Origin of the sequence: Paenarthrobacter sp. YAF11_1, assembly GCF_052113445.1 — a bacterium.
Classification (GTDB): domain Bacteria; phylum Actinomycetota; class Actinomycetes; order Actinomycetales; family Micrococcaceae; genus Arthrobacter.
Genome location: NZ_JBFRDF010000039.1, coordinates 1 through 523 on the forward strand (window position 1 = coordinate 1; position 523 = coordinate 523).

The 523-nt window shown below is 55.8% G+C and carries 1 protein-coding gene; it reads left to right on the top strand.

Annotated features, from left to right (window positions below):
• Positions 1 to 46 precede the first annotated feature (46 nt).
• Positions 47 to 523: hypothetical protein (locus tag AB4Y77_RS22970; RefSeq protein WP_442015463.1), on the top strand; the 477-nt coding region annotated here is incomplete at its 3' end.

The window sequence follows — 523 nt, forward strand, 5'->3', positions numbered from 1 at the left end:
TAGCTTCGGTAAGCACCGGGCTGACACGAATTGGAAGCCTGAATATTTGACCTGGGATGAGTTCGTTGATCGGCTGCGGAAGGTGCGGCGTACTGCGGAAACAATGGCTCAATATGACAAGATGCCAGTCGCCGGGAAAGGGAAAGCAAAGGACGGACCCTCATTCGTTGGTGGGCTTGTCCGGGGCGGACGGCGTAAGAAGGAGAATGTTGATACCCGTAGCCTGATTACCTTGGACGTGGATCGGGGCGACGAGGATTTCCTTTTCGCTGTGGAGCTCGTTCTGGGCGGATGCGCCTATGCCATATACTCAACGCACAGTCACAGGCCCCAGAAGCCAAAATACCGCCTCATTGTTCCCACTGATCGGTCCATGAGCCCTGATGAGTATGCAGCCGTTAGCCGGAAGCTGGCTGAGCAGATCGGGATGCAGTATTTCGACAAGACGACGTTCGATGTCCACCGCCTCATGTACCTGCCAAGCTGCAGCAAGGATGCGGAGCCGGTGCTGGAAGTCTACGAA